We start from the raw sequence: 24,348 nt of genomic DNA, 5'->3' as shown, positions 1-24,348 counted from the left end.
GATATGAATAATAGAGAAATAGTAGAGCATCACCGCCTTAAATTACGCCAGCTTCGTCTGAGCGATCATGATGATATCAAAGAAATTATGAAGATTGTATATGCCCAGGCAGGTGGTGCATGGACAAAAAAAGAGTTTAAGAACCAGCTCAAAGCTTTTCCTGAGGGACAAATATGTATTGAAGTAGATGACAAAGTTGTAGCCGGTGCTTTAAGCATTATTGTAGACTACAGTAAGTTTGGAGACAATCATACTTATGATGAAATTACCGGCTATGGTAAGTTTGATACGCATGATGACAATGGAGACACCCTCTATGGTACCGACGTTTTCGTACATCCCGAATACCGCGACATGCGTTTGGGAAGGCGTTTGTACGATGCCCGCAAAGAGCTATGCGAAAATCTTAACCTCAGGGCAATCATTGCGGGTGGACGAATTCCGGGATACAACAAGTACCGTAATGAGATGACTCCCAAAAGGTATATTGAGGAAGTAAAGAACAAAGAGATTTATGACCCTGTACTTAGCTTCCAGCTTGCCAATGATTTTCACGTCCGCAAAGTCATTACCAAATATTCGGATGATGATGTTGCCTCACATTATTATGCTACGCTACTGGAATGGCTCAATGTATATTATGATGAGTCGGAGAAACTGATTGGAGGTACCAAGTCTGTAGTAAGGGTAGGAGCAGTACAGTGGCAGATGCGCAGAGTGGTATCTTTGGAAGACATGTTGCATCAGATGGAGTTTTTTGTGGACACTGTATCCAGCTACAATGCTGATTTTGTCATGTTTCCTGAGTTCTTTAATGCGCCTCTGATGGCCATGTTTAAAGATGTAGATGCTGCTGATGCAGTGCGTATGCTGGCTGATTATACCGAAAAGATAAAAGATAAGATGTTGGAGTTTGCCATATCTTATAACATTAATATCATTGCTGGTTCTATGCCGGTCTATGAAGACCACAAACTATACAATGTAAGTTACCTACTCCACCGGGATGGTAAAGTAGATGCACAATACAAGCTTCATATTACTCCTGATGAACAAAATTATTGGGGTTTACAAGGTGGTGATGAAGTAAGAGTATTTAATACTGATGCAGGTAGGATTGGTATTTTGATCTGTTATGATGTGGAATTTCCTGAGCTTAGCAGAATTATGGCAGATCAGCAGATGGATATCCTATTCGTACCTTACTGGACAGATACTAAAAACGCCTACCTGAGGGTAAGAAGATGTGCGCAGGCCCGAGCCATAGAAAATGAGTGTTACGTTGTAGTATCAGGAAGTGTAGGTAACCTGCCGAGGGTGGAAAACATGGATATTCAATATTCTCAGTCCGCTGTCTTTTCTCCTTCCGATTTTTCATTTCCGCATGATGCAATTGTGGCTGAAGCTACTCCCAATACCGAAACGACCTTAGTATCGGATCTGGATTTGGAACTGCTCAAGAAACTAAGGACTCAGGGTAGTGTACGTAATTTGCAGCAACGTCGTAAAGATATCTACGATGTAGTGATGAAAAAGAAGAAAAAGCAGAAGAAAGAAGCTTTGTCAGCAGAAGAGCCGCTGGATGAAGAACAAGAAGTAAACGCATAAAGAAGGAGGCCGATTCACAAGTCGGCTTCCTTTTTTAAGAAAGTTGCTTGACGAACTCCAATGTATTTACACCATCGGCATAATCCCAAAGTTCCGGCTGCTGTGCCTTGCCCAAAGGCAAACTGGTGGGAAACCATGCATCTCTGGAAACGATACATTGAATTTTGTCATCCAATGTTCTCAGCTTTTCTTGCAACTCTTCTTTTTGTCGGTACTTTTCGTAAAAAATAACAGAAATTGGTGAGACCAGCTGCTCGCTTTCTCGCAGTAAAGCAAAACCAGTATCGTAATGAGGTTCATTATTTACCAAAAGTATAGACTTATTATAATCGTAATTATTGTTGTACTTGTGGTGGTGGGTAATGGGTTCATAGGGTTGCCAGGCATCTAACAAAAGCTTAAAATCATAGTCTTCAGGAACATAAACCTTGGATACATTTCTACAGCCCAAGCCAAAATACTGGAATACATCATCCGCCAAATTTGCTAAGTCCTCCTGAGTTTCCTGTCCATCAATTATGGCTACCGAGCTACGATTATGTCTGATAATATGAGGAATTTTGGCAAAATAATATTCAAAGTAGCGCGCCGTATTGTCACTGCCGGTAGCAATCATCACTTCTGCCTCATTTAGCTTATCCAGAAAATGAATTTGTTTCTTAAAATAGGGCTCAATATCCGTAAGTATCTCAGCGATGTACTTAATCAAGAAACTATCTTGCGAACTTAGTTTTGCCAGTAATTGATGCCCACTGATCAATACAGTAAGAAAGTCGTGAAACCCAACCAGCGGGATATTGCCTGCCATTACCACGCCTATTTTTTTCACTTTCTCAGGACTTTCAGGCATATCTTTAGTCCAGACTTTAAGTTTATTTTCATCCAGATAACGGATAGTACTCTGGAGCGCCAAGTCAAGAGTCTCGTCTGTAAACCAACTATTCTCTCCCTTCGCACGCTGGTAGATGTGGCTTTTCTCCTCTGAAGATAAGTTTTTGAGAATATTTCCAACTGTATGAAAAGCTTTTATTCTATCTTCTAATTTGATCATTTCTTAATAAATCATTCAAATGATTGTATAATAAACTAATGGTTATTTAATTCGTTAATTAAATTAGTAAAAAACAAGTAACCAAATATCAAAAGTTGATATGGCAATAATGATTACCGATGAATGCATCAATTGTGGTGCATGTGAGCCGGAATGCCCTAATACTGCAATATATGAAGGTGGTGTAGAATGGTCCTGGGCAGACGGTACAGATTTAAGTGAAGTTGAATTAGATGATGGAACAGTAATGGATGCGACAGAGCCTCAGGAACCTGTTTCTGACGAATTTTATTATATCGTGACAGAAAAGTGTACCGAGTGCATGGGTTTCCATGAGGAACCTCAATGCGCTGCAGTTTGTCCGGTTGACTGCTGCGTGGAAGACCCTGATGCCAGGGAAACAGAAGAAGAATTACTTGGCAAAAAGGCTTGGATGCACGCTGAATAAGTTTAAAGTTGCTGGTTAAAAGTTAAAGGTAGATAAGCGTAAACTTGAAACTTTCAACTTTTAACCTTCAACTCATTTCATACTGGCCCGTTTTATCAGATATGACCTCAAAATCTGGTCAAAACCTTCATTAATATCTGCTTCAATAAAATCAATCTTTGCCTGCCCGCATTTTATCTTCAATTCATGGTAATATTCTTCCATCTGTTTGCGATAAGCATCTTTGATCTGGGATGGTTGAAGTTTTAGACGGTCACCTTTTTCAATATCAATAAATTCGTAGGGCCTTTCATCAAAGTCAAAATCCAGCTCAGTTTTATGGTCAGTTACATGAAATATTAGCACTTCATGTTTGTTGTGCTTAAGATGCTGTAGTGCCCCGAATATTTTTTCTTTTTCATGAAAGTTCTCAAACATATCACTGAAGATTACCACCAGAGAGCGTTTACTGATCTTTTCTGCAACCTGGTGCAGTACACCAGCCACGGAGGTCTGCTGCATTTTGGGTTGGCTTTTCAGCATGGCTTCCAGAATCAGAAATAATTTATGCAGATGAGAAGAGGTAGATTTTACCTGGGTTTGCTGTTCTATATCATCAGAAAAAATACATAAACCGAAGGCGTCGCGCTGTTTTTGCAGTAAATAAGCCAGGGCTGCCGCAGTCATGATACTAAAGGTAATCTTACCCATATTTTCCTGGGGGTAATACATAGAGGAAGAGTTGTCAATTACCAGCTGACATCGCAAATTTGTCTCTTCCTCGTAGCGTTTGGTATATAAGCGATCGGTTTTGGCATATACTTTCCAATCAATATGACGGGTGCTTTCTCCGGAATTGTATAAACGATGTTCGGCAAACTCTACTGAAAAACCATGGTAAGGAGACTTGTGAAGGCCGGTAATGAAACCTTCTACCATTTGCTTCGCCAGTAGCTCTATGTTTCCAAATTCACGTATTTCTTTTAATTGCAGCATAAAAAATAAATTCCGGTATGTGTATAATGAAATTCAATATATCAATTTGTGTGCATAAATAAAGGATTAGATTTATATATCCTCTACGTTAGCCAACACAATGAGTACAAACCTATAGTAAGTATGCATTCCTGCCCATAACGCAAAAATTTTAGTGTTAGCTTATATTGCAGTTTTTTATTTGTAATAATGGTTGGATTTATACTATATTTAGGACAATTTAGTGTCAAACTAAACCTAAATAAATCTAAAGTACTCACTTTAAAACCTAAATTTAGCTGTTGTGGAAGATAATCAAGGTAAAGAAAGGGCAGAAATTTATTCGCAGAGAGTAAGGGCCGGTAAACGTACATACTTCTTTGATGTGAAGTCTACACGTTCAAATGATTATTATCTTACTATCACCGAAAGTAGAAGAAGATACAAGGATGATGGTTATTTTTATGAGAAGCACAAAGTTTTTCTCTACAAAGAAGACTTTAACAAATTTATCAATGCGCTTCAGGATACCATCAATCATGTGAAGGAGGAGTTAATGCCTGAATACGATTTTGATCAGTACGAAGCTGAAGCTACCAACAAGGAAGAAACAAGTATTGATGATGAATTGAAATGGGATTAAACCGTTTTTAGTCATTGACGATGTGAGCCCTTGAATCTTCTGGGGCTTTATTTTTTTGCAGCCTAATATTTTTGTTGTACAATCATGATCAATAAAGGGGTCCTCTATATCATATTGTTTGTGCTAGGCTTTGTGCTGTTGGCATGGATATTCTCTGATATATTTGGATACTTCGTGATTGCCCTGGTATTGTCTGCCATATTTTCTCCTTTGACCAATTACATTAATCGGCTGCATTTTTTTGGTTATCACATGCCGCGCTTTATAGCAGTATTGATTTCGTTTGCTGTGATAGTCATATTGATTGCTTCTTTTATTGTGCTCTTTATCCCTCTCATTGATGATCAGGTGAATATCATTACCAGTATCAATTATGAGGATCTTTATTATAAGGCAAGTGCACCCCTACAGCGCATAGAGACTTTCCTCTTTAACAATGGGATTATTGAAGATGAAGATTTGCTGGTAGAAAGTTTAAGATCCAGCCTTCTTTCGCTTATTGGAACGATCAATTTCGGAGAATTTTTCAATCAGTTAATTTCCCTTACCGGAACCTTCTTTGTAGGTATACTCGCAGTGGTTTTCATCACTTTTATTTTACTTTATGAAAAAGGCATAGTCCGCAAGCAGGTCATTAAGCTCATACCCAATCATTACTTTGAGGTATTTATCGCAGCCATCTACAAAATAGAAACACTTCTCTCCAATTATCTGATTGGTTTACTCTTTCAGATCTTCTCTATCTTTTGTATCGCCTCCCTGGGGCTAAGCTTGTTTGGGATTAAATACGCACTTACTATCGCCATCTTTGCGGCGGTAGCCAATCTTATCCCTTATGCCGGTCCTATTCTGGGCTCAGCCTTTGGCATAGCTGTGGGTTTATCAACTACTATACTTGATGCCAGCACCAATGAAATGCTTATTCTTGCCATCAAAGTTATTTCTGTATTTGCCGTAGTACAGCTCACTGATAATCTTGTACTGCAGCCATTGATTTTTTCAAAAAGTGTAAAAGCGCATCCATTAGAAATATTTATAGTTATTTTTGCGGGCGCTACCATCGCCGGTGTGATTGGCATGATAGCCGCAATTCCGGTTTACACCATATTAAAAGTAGTGTACATGGAACTTTATACTGGATACAAACAGTATCATATTTTTAAGACTAAATAAAATTAGAGAAATTAGCATATGAGTTTACAGTGTGGTATAGTAGGCTTGCCTAATGTAGGCAAATCAACTTTGTTTAATGCTCTGTCAAGTGCCAAAGCAGAAGCGGCAAATTTCCCTTTTTGTACTATTGAACCTAATGTAGGAGTGATTACTGTGCCCGATGAAAGGCTTAACACCTTGCAATCACTCGTTAATCCGCAGAAGGTTATTCCCACAACCATTGAATTTGTAGATATAGCCGGATTGGTGAAAGGGGCCAGCAAAGGTGAAGGCTTAGGTAATAAGTTCCTGGCAAATATCAGAGAAGTAGATGCTATTATTCATGTTGTGCGCTGCTTTGCTGATGATAATGTAGTTCATGTGGCAGGTTCGGTAGATCCGGTTTTTGACAAGGAAGTGATAGATACCGAACTGCAACTCAAAGACCTGGAGTCGGTAGATAAGAAAATACTACGGCTGGAAAAGATAGCTAAATCAGGGGATACCAAAGCCAAAAAACATCTGACGACTTTACAAAGTTATAAACAACATCTGGAAGCAGGAAAAAATGCGCGCAGCATAGATATTGCTGAAGAAGACAAAGAAGCGGTGCAGGATTTACAGTTACTTACTGCCAAGCCAGTTATTTATGTAGCCAATGTAGATGAGGCTTCAGTACATGATGGAAATGAATATGTAGAAGCTTTGAAAAAAGGGGTGAGCGATGAAGAGTCTGAAATCATTTTGATTTCTGCATCTATTGAAGCACAAATTGCTGAGCTTGACCCGGAAGAGCGTGCTATTTTCCTTGAAGAATATGGTCTGACTGAGTCAGGGCTGAATAAATTAATAAGGGCATCGTATAGAATCCTGAATTTAATTACATACTTTACTGCTGGCGAAAAAGAGGTAAGAGCCTGGACAATTATGAGAGGATGGAAAGCTCCTCAGGCTGCCGGAGTAATCCATACAGACTTTGAAAAGGGTTTTATCAAAGCAGAAGTCATTAAACTACTGGATTATCAGCAGTATAAGTCAGAGCAGGGGTGCAGAGAAGCAGGAAAGCTGGCCATTGAGGGGAAAGAATATGTTGTTGAGGATGGTGATATAATGCATTTTAGATTCAATGTTTGATTAGGAATTTGTAAATTAATCTTTAATAATTACGTGAGTATCAATCAATCTGAAAAGTTTTTTGACTATTTGCTTAATAAATAAGTATTTTTACATATAAATAGTAGGTCTATATAAACAATTTCTGTTAAATTCTATTCCTACATTTTAGAATAAGACTTTTGTTCAGTCAAATTTTTTTTGGTTTAATTTAAACAGCTGGTTTTTTGAGAATACGTATCATTTTTATACTGCGGAATAAGGGCTCATATGTTCCTTTCCATCATCAGTATCTACTAGCCCAGTTAATCAAAGGGATACTGGTGAAAGGAGGCGAAGAAAAATTTATTAATTCCAGGCTTTATAATTTTTCGGGACTTAAAGGGCAAACGAAGATTAGCCGAAATGGCCTTCATTTTTACTCTAGTCGGGTTACATTGGTATTATCAGCTACCAACAAAGATTTCATTGATTACTTCCTGAAACATCTTTTTGCATTTCCTCAGATTGACATCGGCACTATGAGCCTTATTCCGGAGGCTGTAGAACTGGAGGATAGACCTGAGCTAAAAGACGCTATGAAGTATGTCTGCATATCACCATTGGTGTTGGTAGAACCTTCTTTCAGTGATGATCGTGGTAAGAAATTTATCGTGCCTACCTCGGATACATTTTCCGACTTATTGTATGAGTCCATTATGATCAGGATGGAGAAATCAGGAATTTACTCACCAGAGCAAATGGCTGATTTCTATAAGTTTCAGCTGGTACCGGACAAAAATTACTTATTAAGAATCAAAGAACAGCAGAAAAAATTTGCACGTATCTATCCCCTTTATGATCAGGATGTAAAGTATGAAGTTAGAGGCTATACCTTTCCTTTCGTACTATACGCTGCCAAAGAAGTACAGGACTTTATCTTCAACAATGGTTTGGGTTTATATGCTCACAAAGGGTTTGGTATGCTTGATTTAGCGACCGCTGATCCTGGTAAAGGTACTTCCAAATATGAATTTGAAGGAGCACCTGCGGTTAAACCTGGTAGTCGGGATAGAGAGGATAGAGAAATAGAGTCTTGATCCTAACGTAAGTTAGATACGAAACGGGTATAACCAATCAAAAAGTCAGCTCTTTCACCCAATGGACGGGTGTATACAAAAATTTCGTATAAGTTTTCGGTTTCAAAATGGTTTCCGTCAAAAGGGTAGGGGTTTTGCCCTTCACCATTGTCTACATAATAGAGGTAATTGTAAAACCCCTGTTTCAATAGAACATTCAGCGTATAACCTTGCTGAAGCTCATCATAAGTCATTTTTACTCGCTCATTAAGCACTCTGTGGTTAAAAGCTCCGATCACATACACATCACCCTGTAGGGGTTCGGTGGTGTCAAGAAAAAAATGGGTATTGATATAATCTGCGTTGAGCTCTCCTCCTCTGGTTTCAAGATTGCCAATAATAAAGTTGCCATTCAGGTCATTGTATTGGCTGTAAGCTTCATTGACCCGGCTGCGGTCAGGCATCAGAAAGGCTTCCATAGGCTGTTGATCCTGAAGGATTTCTGCCACATTCTGGCCTAAGGCTTTGGAGGTTCTTAAATCAAAATAACGATACTCATTCCCTGCCCAGAAATTGTTTTTCAGATCAAAAAATGTATACTCCAGTTCCTTTACATCTTCCCGTACAAAGCTTGGCTTGAGTCCGCTAATGGTATTGAACCACTGCTGATTTTGCCGAACCACAATATAGATGTCATTATATGGATTTGGTATATCAAAATTTTGATAGTTGATAAGAAACTCTATCTGATGACGAGTATCTCTTGCCTGTACCCCACTGGAAAGTTTGGCGGAAGCCTGAATACTGATTCTGGGATCATACACCATAAAGCGCTTGGTAAACAGAGGCTTGTCATCGGCATTACCCTCATAGACGACGATGGCATAATTACCGGGTAGCTTTACCCTGGGGATGGCTAAAGTATAGCGGGCAAAGGGTACTTTGGTATTGTAAGAGAGCTCCTCATCTACAATCCTAAATTCATTATAGTCATACAGATAATCCATGCTATAGAGCTTGGATTGACGCCAATCGGTATTACAGTGGATAATTTTGGCATTTAATTGACCATACACTTCCCGCTCGCCTAATTCCAACCAGTCAAAAGTAAGCAGCGTAGGAATATTCTGATTGATAGAAATAACAGCATCATACTGTTGCTCATCGGGCTGAATCAGTCTGACCGTCTGTATCTCTTCGGTAAAAGTTCGGTCTTCGTACACACCATCGGCCGTTACCGAGGAAGAAGGATTACTATTGGTGCTACTGGTAGTTGAAGTACCGGCCACAGGAACACAAGCTACCGAATATGTGATAACAGCTAAAAAAATCAGGGCTTTGTACAGGAGATGACGCATGGAAATTTTAATTCAATTGCTTCTCTAGTTCTTCTATTTTCATGGCTAGTTCATCCCAGTTTTCTGTGGCTTCCGCTAGTTCTCTTTCCACAGTATCAAATTTCTGAGAATTTTCAGCCAAAAGATCAACATTACCAAATACAGAAGGTTTTGCTAATTCTTTTTCAAGTTGTTCCTTTTGCTCTTCCAGTTCCATGACCTTATTTTCCGCTTTTTCCAGCTCGCTTTTTAGTCTTTTTAGCTCTTTCTGAGTCTCCTGACCAGCCTGCTGTGCTTTAGGTTCGGTGGATTTTGGTTTAGCCTTAGGCTGCTCCTGCTTTTCTTCTTGCTTACCATTACTGGATGGAGCTTGCTGGCTTTGCCAGTAGGCATATTCTTCATACGTACCGGGATACTCTTTTATTTCCTTATCTTCAATGTACCAGATCTTGTTGGCTACTTCGGAAATAAAGTAGCGGTCGTGAGATACGATGATAAACGTACCCTTATACTGCTGTAAAGCCTGTATCAGAATATTCACCGACTGCATATCCAGGTGGTTAGTAGGCTCATCCAGCAGCAGAAAATTAGATTCTCCGATAAGCGTTTTGGCCAGGGCTACCCGGGACTTTTCTCCCCCGGAAAGCACTTTGATCTTTTTAAAGACTTCTTCATCCGTAAACAAAAAGCAGCCCAGCACACCTCTCAGTTCCTGCTCGGTTTTCTCGCTGCCCGCCTGTTTAAGTTCGCCCAGAATGTCATTGCTTACATTTAGGGCTTCTAACTGGTGCTGGGCAAAAAAGCCCATATCTACATTGTAGCCTAGCTTACTTTCTCCCTCAACAGGTTCAGTACCGGCAATAATGCGCAGCAGTGTGGATTTCCCTTTACCATTGGCACCGATCAGGGCAATTTTGTCACCTCTTTCAATGGCCCGGGAAGTATTTTTTAGAATCTGCAGATCGCCATAAGATTTGGAGACATTATCAAGCTCTACCACAAAGCGTCCCGACTGCTTCTTAAAGTTGAACCGGAAGTTGACACTGGCATTTTCATCAATCACTTCGTCTACTTTATCCATTCGGTCCAGAGCCTTTACACGGGACTGTACCTGACGAGCTTTGGTAGCTTTGGCACGGAAGCGCTCAATAAACTTCTCAGTCTGCTTAATTTTCTGCTGCTGGTTTTCATAGGCATTCTGTTGTATCTCCCTGCGCAGTTCCCTTTCTTCCAGATAGAAAGAGTAGTTCCCTGAATAAACATTGAGCTGCTGATTAGATACTTCCACGACGGTATTGATGGTATTATCCAGAAACTGTCTGTCATGCGACACTACAATTACAGCACCTTCATAAGAACGTAAGTAATTTTCAATCCATTGGATAGAAGGGAGGTCAAGGTGGTTGGTAGGCTCATCCAGCATGAGCAGTGAAGGCTTTTCCAGCAAGAGTTTAGCCAGCATCACACGCATGCGCCAGCCTCCGGAAAACTCTCTGAGTGGACGCTTCAGGTCTTCGGTATTGAATCCGATTCCTTCCAGAATTTCCTCCGCTTTGGCCTGTAGTGCATAGCCTTCCATCATCTCAAACTTCTCCTGAAGCTTGGCGAGTTTATCTACCAGCGCGTCATCATAGTCGGTTTCCATCTTTTTGAGCACCTTTTCAATTTCGTGCTCAATCTTAAGCGCCTCTTCAAAAGCCTGCATGGCTACATTCAGGATAGAGTCATCTGACTGAAAAGAAAGCAGATCCTGGTTGAGGTAGCCAATGCTACAGTCATTGGCTTTGCTGATCTCTCCACCATCAGCGGTATATTCTCCGTTGATTAAACGTAGCAAAGTAGTTTTGCCGGTCCCGTTGAGACCGATCAGGCCAATTTTGTCTTTAGGCTTAATGTGCAGATTAGCATCCTCATAGATGGGCCTGCTGCCGATATAGTACGATAAGTTATTAATGGCTAACATATGCGTGCAAAAATAGAAAATATAAACGCAGATAATAACGTCAGCCGAGAATTAAACATTCCTTGTTCGTATCAGAAATTAGTAGCAAGCATATTATCGTGTAGAAGAAAGCTGGAAAGTCTTCAATAAGCTGACTTTAGCCTCACGCTGGTACCAGTCATTTCCTACCAGTTCAAGTTGATTGGCAGTTACAAGGCCAAAATCTGTTTCCCGGTATTTTTCCAGCCTATCAATTAATTTTGTATAGTTGAGCAGAGGTTCTCTGAAACGAATGACTGTACTATGTGCAGTGAAAAGTCGGTAGCGAGAATCTATGGAATGTTGTAATTCAGAACTTTTAAAAACTTCCCTGAGGTGCTCTCTTAGCCGTTCCAGTATATTATCTACGGGAAATCCCTGGATGAGTACAGTAGAAGGGGATGCAGTGATGCCTTTAAAGCAAATTTTGATAGGAGGGATATCATTTAATGCCTCTTGAATCAGTTTTGTGTAGGCAGGTATATCAATATCAGCCAGTTGAAAACCAGAGTAGCAGGAAATAATAGAAAGAATGGTCATATGCTGGTCCGACAAAGGGTAATAATACTGATGAGGCTCTACCGCAGCGATATCTTCTAAAAAGCTATTTACGTGGAGGGCAGTAGCACTATCAGGGCGCAGTAATAAAGTAATCCCGTAGCGGTCATCGTCCGGCTCATCCAGTAATGAATCGGTCTGTAGTTGCCCTTCCAGAAAGCTTGTTCGGGCTTTAGTCCACATCTGGGTGTAGTGTTCAGAGAGAGACAGACTCATGAAAAGTTTTTAAGTTTATCATAATATATTCATCCAATTGGCACAGATGCGCTCAAAGTTGCTGAATTTTTATAAATTCATGCTGCATACCTAATCTGTTACCTTTATGGATGTTTCATATCAAGCGCACGCTATCACTAAAAAAGCGAGGTTAGACTCGACTCTGTCAAGATGCTAGGCATACCGCTATTTGTTTTTGCTACCGCTTTTGCCTCCCTGAGCATTATCATCGGGCTTATCTGGGATATCTCCTGGCATACCAGCATAGGGCGCGATGGCTTATTATCACCTCCACACCTGGGTATGTACCTGGGAGCAGTAGTCTCCGGCCTTTTTTCCGGCTATCAGGTATTGAAAACCAGCTTTTGGGGAAGTAAAGCTGAGAATCAGCGTTCAGTACGCTTTTGGGGTATTTTCTCAGGTTCACTGGGAGCTCTTTTCTGTATCTGGGGCTGTTTTGCTATGCTGACTTCCGCCCCCTTTGATGACTGGTGGCACAATACCTACGGTCTGGACGTAACCATACTTTCACCACCTCACACAGTATTGCTCCTGGGAATGATGATGGTACAGTTTGGGGCAATGATTAGCGTACTGGCTATGCAGAATCAGCCTGCACCAGCTGCTCTTTCTGCTTCGCAGGAAAATAGGCGCAACAGACTGCTGAGAACAATTTACGTAGTGACCTCAGGTTTTTTCCTGGTGATGCTGTACACTATGGCCTCTGAATTTCAGGGAAGGCATGATATGCACGGTGGTACTTTTTATATTGTGGGTGGACTACTGTACCCTTTCTTTCTCTCGGCGATAGCGCGTTCTTCCAAGCTTAAGTGGGCTGCCACTGCTACTGCCGGAGTATATATGCTGGTACTATTGCTGCTCGCCTGGATTCTGCCTTTTTTTCCTGCCGAACCCTTGCTGGGCCCAATTCTGAATGATATCACTCACTATCAGGCATTTGACTTTCCATTGCTACTGATCATTCCTGCAATTGCCATTGATATGATTATGCAGAGAAAGGAAGCAAGTAATAAATGGCTGCTTGCGTTGGTGATCGGCCCAGTTTTCGTCTTACTGCTTTTGGCAGTGCAGTGGCCATTCGGTGATTTTCTCATGTCACCTTATGCACGCAATTGGTTTTTTGCGCAGGAGAGCTGGTATTTTGGCAGTAATCCTGACTGGGAATATCGCTATGCCTACGCACCCTGGATGGTGAGTAGCGGATGGCCCCTGATCAAAAGTCTGCTGATCGCAATAGGAATCTCCATACTGACTACCCGCCTTGGCCTCCATTGGGGAGGCTGGATGAAAAAAGTAATGCGCTAAAGTCTGAGTTTATGAAAAACATCACAAATCCAGTTTGTCTTCTTATCTTATTCTTACTGTTACTATCTCCTGCCTACGCCCACGTAGGAAGTCCGGGAGTTATCTACGAAGGCGAAGCCGGTCCTTATAAGATTATGGTCAATTTAAACCCACCCGATGTGATCCCCGGTACCGCTACCGCGCAGGTATATGTGACCAATGGAGAAGTACAACAGGTATTGCTCAAGCCTATTTATTGGTTTAGTGGGGCTGAGGGTGCGCCCAGGGCGGATGAGGCTTTGCCGGTGGCAGGAACCCCCGGGCAATACGAGGGATTGACCTGGCTGATGAGCAATGGGGCCGCCAGCATAGAAGTCAGGGTGAGTGGTGACTTAGGAGAAGGAACAGCATTGGTTCCGGTAATGGCGATGTCTACTGCCCAGAAAGAAATGGACCCTGCCCTGGGTTGGATACTGGGAGCTCTAGGTTTATTTCTGGTCATCCTTATGATTACTATCATTGGTGCAAGTGTCAGTGATGCGGTAGTTCCACCCGGAGATGAAAATAAGAAAACCGGTAAGCGCAAAACCAAAGGTATGGTAGTCGCCGCTGCTTTTCTTTGTCTTATCCTCTATGGCGGAATGAGCTGGTGGAACAACTGGGCTGAGGATTACCGCCGTTATATGTATAAGCCCTACCAGGCAAACTCCAAAGTTGTGACAACAGAAAATGGGAGGAAGATGATCTTTGAGATTGATTCAGCCTATAAAGAATATCGCCAGAATTACCTGCCCATTAGTTATCTCATTCCCGATCATGGTAAGCTTATGCATATGTTTCTGGTCAGGGAAGGAAGTCTGGATGCCTTCGCCCATGTGCATCCTGTTCGTACCGATTCGCTTACATTTGAAGTAGATTTACCCCCGCTCCCCAACGGCCGTTACTTTGTCTTTGGCGACATTGTAAGGGGCAATGGCTTTCATGAAACAATTGCTGATACTTTAGAAATTATGAGTTCGGAGATGCCTGTAAGTTTGACTAAAGTTGGCGAAAATGATAGATGGCAGCCTTCCGACCCTGATGACACCTACATTATTTCTAATCCGGTCTTACCCAATCAGGTGCAACTGGCTGCCGGAGATATAGTAGTCTGCGGTAAGCCGGGTATTCGTACGCCTCTGCCGGATGGCTCTTCGGCAATCTGGGAGCATGAAGGCGAAAGCTTACAGGCCAACCGCCTTTATCCCATGACCTTCAGTATTCTTGACCCCGATGGTGAACCTGCTGAACTGGAACCCTATATGGGGATGATGGGACATGCAGTAGTCATGAAGCATGATGGTAGTGTTTATATCCACCTTCATCCGGTAGGTAATTATTCATCTGCTTCTCAGGATCTGATCAAACGGCGCATGGAGGATGATAGCCGAATGGCTGCACTGCCATCTGCTGATCAGTTTCGCGATAGTGTAGATCAGGTGGTAGCCAGCATCAAGGCTATGAGTGAAGAAGAAAGAAATGATTACCTGATGGAACTGATGGGGCATACTTATGAGGAAGATGAAGAAGGAGAGCATGCCGGTCATTCTACAGTAACTTTTCCATACGCTTTTCCAGAGCCGGGCAATTATCGTATCTGGATACAGATGAAGCGTGAGGGACAGGTACTTAACACTGCTTTTGATGCGGTAGTGGAGTAGGAGAAAGAAAATTATTAATCTTAACCATTGATGCTGAAAAGGCTAATCTAAATAGGGTATAAGCTTTCAATGCTGTTAAGCATTCATCTACTTTCGTTAGGTTATCAAATGTAAAGTGATGAATCTCTAAATCAGTTCTTACTGATAATTTTCCTTGCTTTCTCAATAGATTTGATGGGCTTGCTTAGCACTTAGCAAATTTTCGTTAAATTCACCGGCTAAAAGATTAGCTAAAGCATACATGAAACTTACAGAACCTACCTTATTGCTGGATGAGGAAAAAGCCAGAAATAATATCGCCATGATGGCTGATAAAGCCCGAAACCTGAGTGTTGAACTTCATCCCCACTTTAAAACACATCAATCACAGGCTGTAGGAGGGTGGTTTGCCGAAGAGGGAATCAAAGCCATTACGGTTTCTTCTCTGCGCATGGCTTCCTACTTTGCTGATGATGGCTGGGAAGAAATTACCGTAGCTTTTCCGGTCAACGTACTCCGAAAAGACATTATCAAAGACCTTTCAAAAAGAATCCGACTTAACCTTTTTATCAACAATCTGGAATCTGCTCAGTACCTGGAAAACCACCTGAAAAGACCTGTGGGCGTATTTACTGAAATTGATACAGGCTATCACCGTTCCGGCATCCCCTATAAAGCTGATGAGGAAATTTCTCGTCTGCTTTCTTTTTTCAAGGACTCGGAGCATCTGCAATTTCAGGGCGTGTATGCACATGCGGGTCATTCCTATCATGTGCAGGGCAAAGAAGCGGTAAGCAAAATTCACTGGGAGACTGCTGACCGCCTCAACGAAGTCAGGAAAAAGTTTGAAGCAGATTTTGGTCCGATTAAAGTGAGTCTGGGTGATACTCCTTCCTGTAGCCTGGCCGATGATTTTAGCGATGTAGATATCATTCGTCCTGGTAATTATGTGTTCTATGATCTGGTACAGGCCCAGATTGGCTCTTGCACCACTGAGGATATAGCCGTGTGCATGGCTTCGCCTATTGTTGAAAAACATGCTGAAAGAGGAGAAGTGATTGTACATGGAGGTGCCGTGCATTTTTCCAAAGACACCCTGGCTGAAGGCGATCAAAAGATTTATGGTAAAGTAGTACCCCTCCACAACGAAGGCTGGGGTGCCCCTCTGGCAGGTTGCTACGTAAAATCACTTTCGCAGGAGCATGGAGTAGTGAAGTTGAGTGAAGAAGTCATGAAGCAGATAAAAGTGGGCGACTGGATTGGCATTTTACCGGTACATTCCTGCCTGACTGCCGACCTGATGCGCTCCTACTGCACTTTGAATGGACAGGTATTACGCTGTATGCCTTGAAAAGAAAAAATCTGTATCTCTAAATCAAAATACGTTACTTTCTCTATGAAGAAACAATCGCTTCATTTACTGTTTTTTATTGCTATCATGATATGCATCAGTGCCTGTGCTAACCGGCCGGGTATCAGTTCCCGAAAGTTTAAAGATTATGTAGCCGAGTCACCGGTATTTGAAACCAACTTTACCGGCTTTGCCCTCTATGATACCGAGCTGGATGAAATGGTATATACCTATCAGGCGGATAAATACTACACACCTGCGTCTAATACCAAAATATTTACCCTGTATGCTTCTCTGAAGCTGTTGGGAGATTCTATTCCGGCGCTTGAATATACCGTACAGGGAGATTCAATGCTGTTTACCGGTACGGGAGACCCTACTTTTTTGCATCATGAAATCACGGATTTGGATACTACCTACAATCAGCATGTTTACAATTTCCTGAAAGACTATGACGGACAACTGCTTTATGTGCCCAGACCTACAGAAGACAGATATTTCGGACCCGGCTGGGCGTGGAGTGACTACAATTTCTATTACTCTTCAGAGAAATCTGTCTTTCCTATTTATGCCAATGTGGTACATTTCAACTTTATGGAAGGCTTTAACAAGCCGCTGGTAAGCCCTGATTTTTTCACCAGTTATGTAGAAGGGTTTGCGGATCCAAATGCGCCCTATTCAGTATTCAGGCAGCAGCACGAAAACTATTTTAGCTACGCACCCAAAGATGATACCTTGAGCTTTGAAAGAGACGTACCTTTCATACAATCCAATGAACTGGTCGCCCAACTACTTTCCGATACACTGAAGAGAAATGTACAACTGATGCAGCCTCAAGGTAATGAACTGGATAGCTTTCCGGTTTTTACGCACAAACTCTATAGTTTGCCTGCCGATAGTGTGTACAAAAGGATGATGCAGAACAGTGATAACTTTTTTGCGGAGCAGTTACTTATGACCTGCTCATCGGTTTTTCAGGATACGCTGAGCACCGATTGGACGATTGACTATATGAAAGAGCATTACCTGAACGATCTGCCGGATGAACCCATCTGGAGAGATGGTTCGGGTTTATCAAGATACAATCTACAGACGCCGAGGAGTATTGTTGCTCTTTTGCAAAAAGTAGACGAAGAGTTAAGCGACGAAAGAATCAAAGATATTTTCCCGGCAGGAGGCGAATCCGGTACCATAAGCTCCTGGTATGAGAATCCGGATGGCGGGGAGCCTTTTGTATTTGCCAAGACAGGAACGCTTAGCAACAAGTCCGCGTTGAGTGGGTACATCTATACTAAATCCGGTAAAAAGTTGATCTTCAGTTTTTTACATAATAACTATATTACTTCTACTGCTCCGTTGAAAAGAGAAATGGAAAAAATACTTCAGAACATTTATCTAAACTATTAAAAGGTTAAGGCCTAAAGCTAAAGCCCGAAGAAAGTCATCAGCGATGAGATTCTTATCTACTGCAAAAATACTTATGTAGAATCTTAGGAGGTCTCCGTCTAATACAAATGTGGCGAATCAGTAGAAAGTGTACCTTCAATTTTGTATAATCAATTAATATGTCTACTGATATAAATTCGCCACTTACCTTTCGCGTGGTCATGATCCATGTTGGAGCATGGATTGCCTTTATTTTACTACTGTTCGTGATATTCGGTACCCCTATTGATGATCCGAGTGTGACGATGAGAACCTTGCTGTCTACCATTCCCCTGATCGCGCTCTTCTACTCCAATACCTCTTTTCTGATTCCTCGCCTGTTGGCTAAGAAAAGAGTAATCCCTTATATACTGGCCGTTATAGGAGCCGTTGGCCTGGTGGCCCTACTTACTTTGTGGATTGAAAGAACTTTCAACTGGGAGTTTTACGAAAGCCATAGCTGGTATCCGGGAATTGTGACCAGTCGTTCGGTACTGAACAGCCTTCTGATTCTTACCGTGAGCGGAGGTTTGAAAATGACCAAGGAATGGTTCAGAAATGAGCGGCTGAAAAATGAAATGGAGAAAGAAAAAATGGCTTCCGAACTGGCCATGCTCAAATCGCAGATCAACCCTCACTTTCTGTTCAACAATCTTAATAATATTTATTCGCTGGCTATCAAAAAGTCTGAAGATGCACCCAAAGGCATTGTGATGCTTTCGGAGATGATGCGCTATGTGCTTTATGATTCCAGCGCCGATAAGATCAGTCTGAGCAAAGAAGTAGAGCACCTGCAAAACTATATAGATTTGCAGAAACTCCGCCTGAAGCAGGGGAAGAAGATTTGTTTTGATACCGAAGGAGATCTGGAAATCAAGCAGATTGAACCTATGCTTCTGGAGCCTTTTGTAGAAAACGCATTTAAGCATGGAGACATCTTTCGGCAGGAGGGTAATATCTGCATCAAGTTAAAAGTAGTAGGCGACGAGTTAAATTTTAAAGTAAAAAACACTGTAAGCAGGAACGGACACGTTAAAGATAAGCACTCGGGTATTGGGTTAAAAAATATAGAAAAGAGGCTTGACCTACTTTATCCCAAACGGTATCAGCTGAACATAGAAGAGAAAGAAGGAACATTTGAAGTAGATTTGAAGCTAAATTTGACCCATGATTAGATGCATAGCGATTGATGATGAGCCCCTGGCGCTGGATGTACTGGAAGACTTTATCAAAAAAGTCCCTTTCCTTCAACTAGTGAAGTGCTGTCAGAGCGCGGTGGAAGCCATAGAGCTTCTCCATCAGGAAAATATCCAGCTCATCTTTCTGGACATTCAAATGCCCCAAATCTCAGGAGTACAGTTTCTGAAAAGCCTGGAACATCGCCCTAAAGTGATTTTTACTACTGCCTACTCCGATTATGCACTGGAAGGCTTTAACTTAGACGCGGTAGATTACCTACTCAAGCCTTTTACCTTTGAGCGTTTTCTCAAGGCAGTAAACAAAGCGTATCAGCAGATCAACATGCAGCCTGCCCCACTAGAACAGGCAGCCCCCGTGGTGAAGGATTATATGTTTGTGAAGTCGGGCTATGACATTATCAAAGTACATTATAAGGATATTCGCTATATAGAAGGGCTAAAAGATTATGTAAAAATACATACTGATGAAAAGATTGTGGTATCTTTGATGAGTATGAAGACTTTGGCAGATGACCTGCCGGAGCAATTTGTGAGGGTACATCGCAGTTTTATTGTCAATTTTGAACGGATTACCCTGGTGCAAAAGCGTAAAGTCTTTATTCAAAAGGTGGAAATACCTATAGGGGAAGTTTACCGAGATGCTTTTTTCGAGAAATTGAAGCAAGAACGTTAGCCAACATGACCACAACCATCAGAACATTAGCCCTCAGCCTTCTTTTTGTTTTTTTTTATGCAACTGCCAGCCTGGCCCAGGTTACGGATAATGACCCTCTGGTCTTAAGCCTACAGGAAAGCATTGATCGTGCTATCCGTAACAATATTTCTGTCAAGCAGACTGAATTACAGGTGGTAGGTAGTCAGGTCGCACTCAAGCAGTCCAAAGCAGACCTTTTACCATCCATCAATGCCAGTACTGGCATTAGCTATAGTGTAGGGCGTACCATCAACCAGTTTACCAATGAGTATGTAGACCAGCCGGTACGCCAGCAAAATATGGGACTGAATTCCCAACTGACTCTATTCAACGGACTACAACGGCTCAATACAATTAAACAAAATAATTTAAATCTGGAGGGTAGTCAATATGATCTGGAAGCCAGCAAAGATATGGTGACGCTGGATGTGATACAGGCATACACTCAGATTCTCTTCAATATTGAGTTATTAGAAACCGCTGAGTTTCAACTGCTGACTACCCAGCAACAGTTGCAGCGTACGGAAAAACTGGTGAATGCCGGTTCATTACCCATCGCCAATCAATTGCAGCTAGAAGCGCAACAGGCCAATGACGAACTGAATATCGTCAATGCGGAAAATGATCTGGAACTGGCTTACCTTAATCTGAAACAGTTATTGCAAATTCCTGAAAGTGATTCAATAGAGATTGTGATTCCGGAATTTGATGATCCTGTTGCAGCACAAATACCATTTTCTGCTCAGATGATTTATGAGAATGCAGCGCAAAGCTGGGCAAATTTGCAAAGTGCAGAACTGCAGGTAAACAGTGCCCGCTATGGTCTTTCCATTGCACAGGGAGGTTATTATCCTACGCTTTCCCTCAGCGCCGGGCTTTTTTCTCAGTATTCCAGTATCGCCCCGGACCAGATTCCCCGAGCAGGGACGGACAATGTTACCAGTGTGATTCCTACCGGAGATTTTCTTCAGGTACCAGATAACCTTATCCCCAATGTGCCGGGCGGGACGCGTATTCCGGTGCTGACAGAGACACAGATTCCTTCAGAGTTTACAGATAATACTTACTGGAATCAGCTGGATTTTAACCTGCGCCGTTTCATCAGCCTGGATCTAAACATTCCTATTTTCAATAATTGGAGGGTACGAAGCAATGTAGCCAATGCCCAGATTAACCTGGAAAGTGCTCGTCTGGAAGTGCTCAACCAGCGCAACCAGCTGCGCCAGACCATAGAGCAGGTATACCTGGATGCCAAGGCAGCGTCCAAAAGTTTTGAGGCCAATAATAAGAGAGTAACCTCTTTACAGGAAGCTTTCAGGAATACCGAAACCCGTTACCAGGTAGGTGCCATTGATGCTGTGGATTTCAATCTGGCTAAGAATGATCTGAATGCTGCCGAATCCGACTTGATACGGGCAAAATACAATTACATTTTCAGTCTCAAAGTACTGGATTTCTATCAGGGCAAGCCGCTGGATTTTTAGTGCAGAATTTGTCTATCTTGTGCTATGGGGATAAAGGATCTTTTAATAACACCGGTCTGTATAGGCATCATTTACATGATAGCTTATGCATTAAGGCCTGCTTTCACGGATCCTAGTATCAAACGCTATTTCATTCCCGGACTTAGTGTAAAGATCATCGGTGCGTTGGCGGTAGGTTTTATCTACCAGTTCTACTACGGAGGGGGTCGCCCCAGTGGGGATACTTTTGCCTATTTTAAAGATGCCAGTGTGATTTTTCAGGCTTTCTGGGAAAATCCGAAAGCAGGAATCAAATTGTTACTGGCCAATGGAGAAGTGACGCCCGATATCTTTCAGTATGCCAATCGCATGTACTGGTTTGGCTCGCCTACCGAATATTTTGTGATCAAAGTAGTTGCTTTTTTTTCCTTGCTGACAGCCCATACCTATTCGGCTGTGGCGGTAATTTTTGCTGCGCTGAGCTTTTCAGGCATCTGGGCAATGTATCGTTCTTTTTATAAGTTATTTCCTTCCCTGCACAAAGAATTTGCGATAGCCATGCTTTTCATTCCTTCAGTATTCTTTTGGGGATCAGGGATATTGAAGGATACCATTACTTTAGGGGCATTGGGATGGGCGACCTGGGCTATAGTAAGAATTTTCTTTGAACGAAAAGGAGTGGTGATTGCCGGGCTTATCCTGCTTTTTAGTCTTTATACCATTTACTCTATCAAAATTTATATTGTACTCTGTTTTCTCCCGGCAGCCATCCTTTGGATATTTTTGGCAAATGCCGAAAGAATAAAGTCAGTGGTTATTAGGGTAATGATACTTCCTTTCGTACTAATTATTGGAGGAGTACTAGGCTACTTTGCCATGCTAAAAATTGGCGAGGATAATGCACGCTACTCCCTGGACAAAGTATCGGAGACTGCAGAAATTACGGCTCGCTATCTGACTTATGTAGGCGAAAGTCAGGGCGGTTCGGTGTATACCTTAGGGGATGATTATGACTTTAGTCCTGCAGGTATGATCAGGAAGTTTCCTCTGGCGGTTAATGTAACGCTTTTCCGACCCTATTTGTGGGAGGCCCATAATGTAGTCATGCTTTTATCGGCGCTGGAAAGTTTTGCTACTTTACTGCTAACTTTGTGGGTAATCTATCAGGCAGGGCTTTTCAATGTGTTCAGATATTTGCTGGCTAAGCCTATTATCAGCTTCTGTCTGCTCTTCGCTATTGCCTTTAGCTTTGCGGTGGGCATCTCTACCTATAATTTTGGTTCCCTTGTAAGATATAAGATTCCAATGTTCCCTTTTTATTTGGCGGGCTTATTTATCTTGCGCTATCTTGCCCAGCGAAAAAAAATAAAACCCAAACAGCGCACTAAAGTCCTTGTAAACCCTTGAAAAAACTTCTCCTCTCTTTCTCTCTATTTCTTTTTTTGTACTCCTTTCCCACATTTGCTCAGAGTACCTATGCGCCTTTGCAGGAATCATATTACCAACTGCTGCATCGCTATGAGCTTTTGGATGGGCATTGGTCTGCTGAACTAGGTTCTATGGTCAAGCCTTTTCAGCGAGAGGCTATCGCACATTTTTTGGATTCTCTGGAGCTAACTAATCCTTCACAGGTAGATCAGTTTAACCTCAGTTATCTGAGTTTAGACAATTGGGAATATACAGATACACTGGCAGAGAATAGTCGTAGTGCCATCTTTGGTGTTTTTTACAAAAATCAGCGTGACCTGCTCAGTGTAAGAGAAAAAGACTTTGAACTCTATGTAAATCCTGTATTGCATCTGGGTGTGGGAGCAGATCAGGCAGAAGGCAGCCCATATATCAACACCCGAGGCGTGCAATTGCACGGGACCATTGATCACAAAATTGGCTTTTACACCTACATCGGTGAAAATCAGCTCGCCTTTCCCGACTATGTAGACCGTTACATCAGAAACAATCTTAATGTTCCGCAGGAAGGTTTCTGGAAAGGTTATGGCGACAGGGGAGTAGATTTCCTGACTGCCCGTGGACACATCAGTTTCAGCGCCAGTAAACACATAGATCTGCAACTAGGCCATGGACGGCACTTTGTGGGGAATGGCTATCGCTCCTTGCTGCTTTCTGATTTTGCCAACAATTATCTTTTTCTGCGAATCAATACAAATATCTGGAAGTTACAGTATACCAATATCTTCGCCCAGATGACGGCAGACATCACCGGCAATAGTACCGGTCTTTACGGAACTGCAGCTTTTCCTCATAAATACTTTGCCATGCATAGGCTGGGCGCCAGTATTACGCCTAAGTTACAGATTGGCTTGTTTGAGAGTATTACCTATGGAGATGCGTCGGGTAATTTTGATTTCAACTACCTGAATCCCATCATTTTCTATCGCGCGGTAGAGCAACAGGGAGGTAGTGCCGGTAATGCCTTGTTAGGCTTAGACCTTCGCTGGCTTCCCCTTAAAGGCATAGCCTTTTACACACAGGCTTTGATTGATGAGTTTGTGATCTCTGAAATTCGCTCAGGGGAAAACTGGTGGGGCAACAAGTATGCGCTTCAATTTGGTGCTGAGTACGCCAATGCTTTTACCATCAATAACTTAGATTTGCAATTGGAATACAACAGGGTACGACCTTATACTTACGCCCATGAAGACTTGTATCGCAGCTATACCCATTACGAACAGCCGCTGGCGCATCCGCTAGGCGCAAATTTTCAGGAAGTAGTAGGGATAGCAAGATTTCAACCCATGGGCAGGTTACAATTACAGGCCAAACTCATTGGCGCACAGTACGGAGGAGATACCCTAAACGCTAATTGGGGACATAATATTCTTCTGGATAATCGTACCAAGGAGCAGGATTATGGGAATGTACTAGGACAGGGGGTAGAGAATAATTTATTAATCGCTGATCTTATTGCCTCTTATCAGCTGTGGCACAATATGTTTATAGACTTACGCTATCTGCATCGCAGCCGTCAGAATGACTTGCTGCCCGAAGCAGAAACCACCAACTTTACTTCCATAGCACTGCGCTGGAACATTCGGCAGCGCTACTATGATTTCTAACAGATCTACCAACTTCTGAAAGTTGGTGAATTTAAGTTT

At 42.1% G+C, this 24,348-nt stretch carries 20 protein-coding genes; 15 read left to right on the top strand and 5 right to left on the bottom strand.

Going from position 1 to position 24,348, the window contains the following annotated elements:
* Positions 1 to 3: 3 nt before the first annotated feature.
* Complete coding sequence (locus tag WJR50_RS21500; RefSeq protein ID WP_341295385.1) at positions 4 to 1,608, top strand: carbon-nitrogen hydrolase family protein; 1,605 nt, start codon at positions 4 to 6, stop codon at positions 1,606 to 1,608.
* Positions 1,609 to 1,642: 34 nt separating this feature from the next.
* On the opposite strand, the gene WJR50_RS21495 is transcribed toward WJR50_RS21500, so the two are convergent.
* Complete coding sequence (locus WJR50_RS21495) at positions 1,643 to 2,659, bottom strand: acyl-CoA reductase (RefSeq protein ID WP_341295384.1); 1,017 nt, start codon at positions 2,657 to 2,659, stop codon at positions 1,643 to 1,645.
* A gap of 100 nt (positions 2,660 to 2,759) precedes the next feature.
* Between WJR50_RS21495 and WJR50_RS21490 the strand changes: the two genes are divergently transcribed.
* Positions 2,760 to 3,107 carry a 4Fe-4S dicluster domain-containing protein gene (locus WJR50_RS21490; protein WP_341295383.1) on the top strand — a complete coding sequence of 116 codons (348 nt, stop codon included), beginning with the start codon at positions 2,760 to 2,762 and terminating at the stop codon, positions 3,105 to 3,107.
* Positions 3,108 to 3,179: 72 nt separating this feature from the next.
* Here the strand turns inward: WJR50_RS21490 and WJR50_RS21485 are convergent, their stop codons facing one another.
* Positions 3,180 to 4,082: a DUF58 domain-containing protein gene (locus WJR50_RS21485; protein WP_341295382.1), complete on the bottom strand. Its 903-nt coding sequence runs from the start codon at positions 4,080 to 4,082 to the stop codon at positions 3,180 to 3,182.
* Between the two features lie 283 nt (positions 4,083 to 4,365).
* On the opposite strand from WJR50_RS21485, the gene WJR50_RS21480 reads away from it, so the two are divergent.
* From WJR50_RS21480 to WJR50_RS21465, 4 genes are all read left to right on the top strand, one after another.
* Positions 4,366 to 4,704 (top strand): DUF3276 family protein, encoded by a 339-nt coding sequence (locus WJR50_RS21480; protein WP_341295381.1) that lies wholly within the window; start codon positions 4,366 to 4,368, stop codon positions 4,702 to 4,704.
* A gap of 84 nt (positions 4,705 to 4,788) precedes the next feature.
* A complete protein-coding gene (locus WJR50_RS21475) occupies positions 4,789 to 5,877 on the top strand; it encodes an AI-2E family transporter (RefSeq protein ID WP_341295380.1) in 1,089 nt (362 codons plus the stop codon).
* An 18-nt stretch (positions 5,878 to 5,895) separates the two neighbouring features.
* The gene (gene ychF / locus WJR50_RS21470; protein WP_341295379.1) at positions 5,896 to 6,990 is read left to right on the top strand and encodes a redox-regulated ATPase YchF; all 1,095 of its coding nucleotides are present in this window, start codon (positions 5,896 to 5,898) and stop codon (positions 6,988 to 6,990) included.
* Between the two features lie 206 nt (positions 6,991 to 7,196).
* Entirely contained in the window at positions 7,197 to 8,048 is an 852-nt protein-coding gene (locus WJR50_RS21465; RefSeq protein ID WP_341295378.1) for a CRISPR-associated endoribonuclease Cas6, read from the top strand.
* A gap of 2 nt (positions 8,049 to 8,050) precedes the next feature.
* On the opposite strand, the gene WJR50_RS21460 is transcribed toward WJR50_RS21465, so the two are convergent.
* The 3 genes from WJR50_RS21460 to WJR50_RS21450 form a co-directional block, all read right to left on the bottom strand.
* The gene (locus WJR50_RS21460; protein WP_341295377.1) at positions 8,051 to 9,385 is read right to left on the bottom strand and encodes a type IX secretion system plug protein; all 1,335 of its coding nucleotides are present in this window, start codon (positions 9,383 to 9,385) and stop codon (positions 8,051 to 8,053) included.
* Between the two features lie 7 nt (positions 9,386 to 9,392).
* Entirely contained in the window at positions 9,393 to 11,327 is a 1,935-nt protein-coding gene (locus tag WJR50_RS21455) for an ABC-F family ATP-binding cassette domain-containing protein (protein ID WP_341295376.1), read from the bottom strand.
* 93 nt (positions 11,328 to 11,420) lie between these two features.
* A complete protein-coding gene (locus WJR50_RS21450; protein ID WP_341295375.1) occupies positions 11,421 to 12,119 on the bottom strand; it encodes a 2'-5' RNA ligase family protein in 699 nt (232 codons plus the stop codon).
* A 171-nt stretch (positions 12,120 to 12,290) separates the two neighbouring features.
* Between WJR50_RS21450 and WJR50_RS21445 the strand changes: the two genes are divergently transcribed.
* The 9 genes from WJR50_RS21445 to WJR50_RS21405 all read left to right on the top strand — a co-directional run bounded on the left by WJR50_RS21445 (position 12,291) and on the right by WJR50_RS21405 (position 24,309).
* A complete protein-coding gene (locus WJR50_RS21445) occupies positions 12,291 to 13,445 on the top strand; it encodes a hypothetical protein (protein WP_341295374.1) in 1,155 nt (384 codons plus the stop codon).
* Positions 13,446 to 13,456: 11 nt separating this feature from the next.
* Positions 13,457 to 15,124 (top strand): DUF8832 domain-containing protein, encoded by a 1,668-nt coding sequence (locus WJR50_RS21440; protein ID WP_341295373.1) that lies wholly within the window; start codon positions 13,457 to 13,459, stop codon positions 15,122 to 15,124.
* A gap of 241 nt (positions 15,125 to 15,365) precedes the next feature.
* The gene (locus tag WJR50_RS21435) at positions 15,366 to 16,454 is read left to right on the top strand and encodes an alanine racemase (protein ID WP_341295372.1); all 1,089 of its coding nucleotides are present in this window, start codon (positions 15,366 to 15,368) and stop codon (positions 16,452 to 16,454) included.
* Between the two features lie 45 nt (positions 16,455 to 16,499).
* Positions 16,500 to 17,861, top strand: a complete 1,362-nt coding sequence (locus tag WJR50_RS21430) for a D-alanyl-D-alanine carboxypeptidase (RefSeq protein WP_341295371.1) — start codon at positions 16,500 to 16,502, stop codon at positions 17,859 to 17,861.
* A gap of 158 nt (positions 17,862 to 18,019) precedes the next feature.
* Complete coding sequence (locus WJR50_RS21425) at positions 18,020 to 19,054, top strand: sensor histidine kinase (RefSeq protein WP_341295370.1); 1,035 nt, start codon at positions 18,020 to 18,022, stop codon at positions 19,052 to 19,054.
* Positions 19,047 to 19,751, top strand: coding sequence for a LytR/AlgR family response regulator transcription factor (locus WJR50_RS21420; protein ID WP_341295369.1), 705 nt, complete (start codon positions 19,047 to 19,049; stop codon positions 19,749 to 19,751). Before WJR50_RS21425 ends, WJR50_RS21420 begins: the two co-directional genes overlap by 8 nt.
* 5 nt (positions 19,752 to 19,756) lie before the next feature.
* Positions 19,757 to 21,256, top strand: a complete 1,500-nt coding sequence (locus WJR50_RS21415) for a TolC family protein (protein WP_341295368.1) — start codon at positions 19,757 to 19,759, stop codon at positions 21,254 to 21,256.
* A gap of 75 nt (positions 21,257 to 21,331) precedes the next feature.
* A complete protein-coding gene (locus WJR50_RS21410) occupies positions 21,332 to 22,642 on the top strand; it encodes a hypothetical protein (RefSeq protein WP_341295367.1) in 1,311 nt (436 codons plus the stop codon).
* On the top strand, positions 22,639 to 24,309 hold the full coding sequence (locus WJR50_RS21405; RefSeq protein ID WP_341295366.1) for a hypothetical protein: 1,671 nt from the start codon (positions 22,639 to 22,641) through the stop codon (positions 24,307 to 24,309). The genes WJR50_RS21410 and WJR50_RS21405 overlap by 4 nt, the downstream gene beginning before the upstream one ends.
* Positions 24,310 to 24,348 lie beyond the last annotated feature (39 nt).

The organism is Catalinimonas locisalis (genome assembly GCF_038039535.1).
Taxonomy (GTDB): Bacteria; Bacteroidota; Bacteroidia; order Cytophagales; family Cyclobacteriaceae; genus Catalinimonas.
Note: the sequence above shows the minus strand (reverse complement) of the source record. Positions and strands in the feature narration are given on the sequence as shown.